Origin of the sequence: Chryseobacterium tongliaonense (assembly GCF_041224435.1) — a bacterium.
GTDB classification, from domain to species: Bacteria; Bacteroidota; Bacteroidia; order Flavobacteriales; family Weeksellaceae; genus Chryseobacterium; species Chryseobacterium tongliaoense.
Genome location: NZ_JBGFFD010000026.1, coordinates 1 through 3,592, shown reverse-complemented (window position 1 = coordinate 3,592; position 3,592 = coordinate 1). Strand labels below are relative to the sequence as shown.

Sequence of the window (3,592 nt, the reverse complement as noted above, 5' to 3'; positions counted from 1 at the left end):
ATCGGGTTATTGGCAGCAAAATGATTAGGTGTTAAACTCTGATAAGATTCAGCAAATACATCTATTCCTGCAAATCTTCCTATATCAGCCATATAATTACGCCAATCCATCGCATATAAACCTGTTTCCTGAAGTTCTACGCCATTGAATTTATAGTTTTTATAGGCAGCTGGCCCAAAGAAAGAAAACCCGGTCTTTAGATGATTCATTCCAAATGGATAATAATCATTGGAATCGGTAATTTCAAGATCTCCTGCGCTGCTTCTGGCGAAGCTTACCCTTACATTTCCTAAGTGGTCTATGTATTGGTAAATATACTGATCTTTTGTGTAATCATAAAACCCTTCTGCCGTTGGGAAAAACTGTAAGTCAGGATTTTTTGATTCCAAAGATGCCGAGGCACTCATCGGTTCTACAGAGAATGCCTGCATTTCCAAGGCCCTTGAAGTTTCAAGGTTGGCTAAAGATTCAGAACTTCCCCCACCAGAAGTCGGAGCTTCTATTTTCACATATTGGAATCCATCCAAATAATCTGTAACCTTTTTACTGGTTGTATATCCTGAAATACCAAAAGTAGTTGTCAGGGTCTCTTTTTGCAGCTTAACACCATCTGCGCCATATTTGGTATTGATATTTACTTCTTCAACCTCACTTCTGCTGTACTTCAACTGGTTGGAAAGATCCAAATGATTATATCCTATTGTGACAATACCTTTATCTGGCATGCTGGTCATGTTGCCGTTCAGGTCGTAGCCAATGGTAGCTCCGCCTCCTTCATACCCGGTCGGATTCAGGGAATTATCGACAATACTGGTCAGCTGATTATACCCCCCTGAATATTGATACTGTAATTTATCAATAAGTGTTGCCGTATTCCCACTTTCAATAATGGATGTACGGTATAAATTTGAAATATTGCCATTGAGGTCATAGTCTAAAGATTCTGTATTTTCTTTAGAATTTGGGTTATTCGGATTTTGATAATAGCCTGCACTCAGCCTGTTAAGCTTATCATAGGCGTAGCCGTATCTTTTTGGAGTTAAAGATGGGTTTTGCCCTATTGTTTCTACCGCCCTCCAATCAATTTCTGCAATATTCCCGTCGTATTTTGCTGTAACATTTTTTCCTGAAAATAAGGCAGTATCAGGATTGGTAATTCCCTGTTTCTGATTGTATTTGATTTTATAAGCAAAGAGCTTTCCTCCTAAATTCGCCACTGCCATCTGGTCTTTGTTGATGTCAGTCAGCCATCCACGAACATTATAAGCGTAATCAATACTCTGAAGATTGTTTCCTACCTTTTTGTTGGTCAGTTGGGAAAGCTCGTTGTAGGTATAATCTGCCAGCAATTCTTCAGGCTTACTATCTACCTGATGAAAATGTTGTTTTAACCTGTTTTGGGAATCATAAACAAATCGCTCTTTTATTGCTACACCTACTTCTCCCTGTTTTTTCAAGTGGGTAGTATTCACTTTTTGAGGTACACCTGCAAAGTCAAGTTCAGTTTCTGTTTTGGTATAGCCACCCAAATGATTGATGGAATGACTTCCAATTGCTCTTCCTTTATTGTCATAGTAGGCATAGCTACTTGTCCAGTTATCATCTTCAAGATTCTTAACCAGACTCATCACAGGAAGGCTTTTGGTACTTACAGCATTTGCTGTGGAATTGTCTGTGATCACAGGGGCTCCTAAAATACTTGTTGGGAATGTGGGATTAAATCCATATACAGGATAGGTATCATAATAATTAATACCTAAAAGCGATGTGATTGAGCCAGGGTAGCTCGTAGAAGCATTGTTGTCATAATATACTCCACGCCCATTGACGGTAAATCCAACTGAAGAAGTTCTCGCTACGTTGTTACTTCCTTTGGCATCTACCAAAACTTGTTCTGCTGCTCTTCCTGCACCGCTGTATGTTTGAGTGCTGATATAAATTCCTGTATAGGCAACTCTTCCGAACTGATCATATTTGGTAAACAGCCATTTTTTGGCAGCACCAAGATTGACATCCTGAGTGAGAACCAATCGGTCCTGTTTATCATAAACCAGATATTCCCAACCTTTCCCGGGAATTTTTTTTTCAACAAGCCTTCCAAATCCATCATAATGGTACTGATAACACAGGTTATTAATATCAGTTGATGAAAGTGTTGTTAGCATTGAAGCCAGCGGCGGAATGACATAAGCTAATTGGTTATATTCATTGTAAACATAATAGGTATCTACATTTTTAGTCCCGTCATTTTTCCTGATTAACAGGGTTTGCCCTCTCCCGTTTTTATATTCAATGGTCGTATTCCCGTCTTCATCTGTTACAGAGGTCTTCATCAGCTTTTTTATCGGATAATACCCCGAAGAAGCCAAAGGGGACTCTGTGCGGTTTTCTGCCCAGGTAGTAGATACTGTGTATTTTTTAACTTCAGTACTGGTTGTATTAGTATCATAAGTATACCCAACAGGTTTACCTGCCCATGCTGTTCCGGTTCCAAAAATTTGTTTTACTCTTTCCAGTGGAGAATTTTCAATGATTTGCTCAGAATAGATTTTTTCAGTTCCATAACTTGTGGCAGCATTGCTTAACGGATTGTCATATATATTCCCATTTTGTGTGCCAGTCTGTGGAACGGGTAAATAAGATTTAGACTGTCTTCCATACTGGTCATATTCGATGTACCCAACAATATCTTTTTGTGCTGGGGAAGCTTTTATATTAACGATCTGTTTAGGTCTTCCAATCCCGTCAAAATACTGTACAGCTTCTGTCTTTTTTATACAATCTGCATCGAGACAGGTTTTAGAATACACATAATTTTGAGTAACTGTTTGTGCATCGGAAAACCCTGTTACAAACAAGCCTAAACCCAAGAGAGCTTTTGTTATTAAATATCTTTTCATGATCTGTGTTACTGTTTGTAGTTATATTTAAATTCCTTCAATGTTTTCCCATTACTATCCGTAATTTTTAGAAGCCTGTTGGCATTATCATAAACATTAATTTCCCTTATTCCCGAAGGTAAAGTAGTGGTGGTAACTCCTATTAACGGATCATAGGTATAGGTTGTAATCTGATAATTTTTTAAAGCAGCATCTTTTCGAAGGTTATCCAGTGCCTGGATAAGTGCCGTTTCATTGGCAAAATTATCACTGTCTGAATTAGAAGCGGTAATTGCTGCTGTAACTGTTGAAAGATTAGCAATATCTGTATATTTAGCTCCAATGATTATGGCAATAGGTTGGGTTTTATAATATCCCCAGATTGTAGTGGTAGGTATTCCATCCTGAGATTTAATTTCCCTGATATTTCCCATTTCATCATAACTTTCAATAGTACCCATCGTGTTTGCAATCTGTGTTTGCATATTGTAAGCTATCTGCGAAGTAGGATAGACCGTTGCCGGGTCATCAAATTTGGTTTCTGTCTTGCCGGTAAGTTTTCCATCCTGAAGAACTTCTGATTTCAATGGTATACCTACAAGGTTCGCATCCAGTAATTTTTGGTTACTCAAATCTTTAGGATAATATCTATTTGACTCTGTAACCGAGCCTGTAAAATCTGTTGATGTTTCTTTGATTAAAAGGTTATTTCC

Annotated in this window: 1 protein-coding gene and 1 pseudogene; both read right to left on the bottom strand. The window is 38.1% G+C overall.

Annotated elements, in window-relative coordinates; all coding sequences use genetic code 11:
• On the bottom strand, positions 1–2,900 hold a 2,900-nt coding region (locus AB8P06_RS20565), incomplete at its 3' end, for a DUF6443 domain-containing protein (RefSeq protein WP_369844512.1).
• An 8-nt stretch (positions 2,901–2,908) separates the two neighbouring features.
• Positions 2,909–3,592, bottom strand: a pseudogene (locus tag AB8P06_RS20560) (hypothetical protein); the annotation flags it as partial.